General features: G+C 47.2%; 1 protein-coding gene. It reads left to right on the plus strand.

Annotated features, from left to right (window positions below):
* The first annotated feature begins 264 nt into the window (after positions 1-264).
* The gene (gene ltrA, locus PVA01S_RS26290; RefSeq protein ID WP_127610829.1) at positions 265-1,677 is read left to right on the plus strand and encodes a group II intron reverse transcriptase/maturase; all 1,413 of its coding nucleotides are present in this window, start codon (positions 265-267) and stop codon (positions 1,675-1,677) included.
* The last annotated feature ends 84 nt before the right edge of the window (positions 1,678-1,761 follow it).

The raw sequence follows: 1,761 nt of genomic DNA on the forward strand, positions 1-1,761 counted from the left end.
CACGAACATCATCAGGCATAAGGTATGGGATGAGCTTGCAAAACAAAGCGAAGTCCAATCAACTACACGGACGTACCATTGTAAATGATGCGGGTGCATGGAAGGAAAGTGAGTCGTCTTACCGTGGGAGGTCTCATGGACGTGAGGAGATGGACTTCGAATCACGGTTGAAACAAGATTTATCATGAGAAGTCAGCAGACGCCATAGTACCTTCTGCCGTCGACAGCAGAAGGGAAGGGCTGAACCTTAGGAGGTGATCATCAATGAATGTTACCAGAACAGGAGCAAAGGGCAGCCAACTTCGAAAAGAAGGCTCCACGCAGAAAGATAGTGCGGAACACGAAGGATATGCGGGAGTGCACATTCCTGAGAGGATAGCTGAAAAGGACGATGCCAACACAAGCAAGTCGGGGGATAAGTTGCTTGAGAAGATCGTGAGCCGAGACAACCTGAACGAAGCGTTCAAGCGAGTCAAAGCGAATAAGGGAACGCACGGAGTCGACGGGATGGGAGTAGATGAACTTCTACAATATCTCAGAGAAAACGGTGAAACCATCAAACAACAAATCCTGGACGGCAAATACCGTCCAAATCCCGTTCGACGGGTCGAAATCCCGAAAGAGAACGGAAAGAAAAGAAATCTGGGAATCCCAACGGTGGTGGACCGATTCATCCAGCAGGCTATTGCCCAAGTGTTGACACCGATCTACGAAAAGCAATTTTCGGAGAACAGTTACGGCTTCCGCCCGAAACGGAAAGCACACGATGCGATCCGGAAAAGTCAGGTGAATATTGATGATGGCTATGAACATGTCGTCGACATGGATCTGGAGAAATACTTCGATACGGTCAACCAAAGTAAGCTGATCGAAGTGCTGTCTAGAACCATAAAGGACGGACGAGTCATATCGCTCATTCACAAATATCTGAAGGCTGGCGTGGTCGTTAAACACAAATTCGAAGAAACGGAACTCGGCGTGCCACAGGGAGGGAACCTAAGTCCAATCCTGAGCAACATCATGTTAAATGAATTGGATATGGAACTAGAGAAGAGAGGACATCGTTTCGTTCGTTATGCAGACGACATGCTCATCTTCTGCAAGAGCAGAAGGAGCGCGGAACGAACATTGACAAATATCCTCCCCTTCATCGAACAGAAATTGCTCCTCAGGGTGAATCGAGAAAAGACGGTTGTGGATGAAGCGAAAAGAATAAAGTTTCTTGGCTTCTCATTCTATAGCCGAAAGGGACAAACAAAGGTCAGGATACATCCTAAATCGATCTCCAAGATGAAAGCCAAAGTAAAAGAGCTGACGTCGAGAAGTAACGGTATGGGGAACGATGACCGGGCAATGAAACTCAAACGGTACATCACGGGGTGGGTGAACTACTTCAAGATTGCCGATATGAAGAAGTTGCTCCAAACGACGGACGAATGGATGCGAAGGCGAATTCGAATGATTTTCTGGAAACAATGGAAACGGGTGAGAACAAGATTCGATAGATTGAAGTCACTTGGAATCCATGATCAGAAGGCATGGGAATACGCAAACACAAGAAAGGGCTATTGGCGAACGTCCAACAGCCCGATCCTCGCAACATCCCTCAACAACACCACAATTAAGAATCTGGGATTCCTATTCTTTTCAGATTATTACCGGCAAGTCACTGTGTAAACTTAGGAACCGCCGTATACCGAACGGTACGTACGGTGGTGTGGGAGGTCGGCTACTCAAATAATGAGTAGCCTCCTACCCGAT

The sequence above is a fragment of the Paenibacillus validus NBRC 15382 genome, from assembly GCF_004000985.1.
GTDB classification, from domain to species: domain Bacteria; phylum Bacillota; class Bacilli; order Paenibacillales; family NBRC-103111; genus Paenibacillus_G; species Paenibacillus_G validus.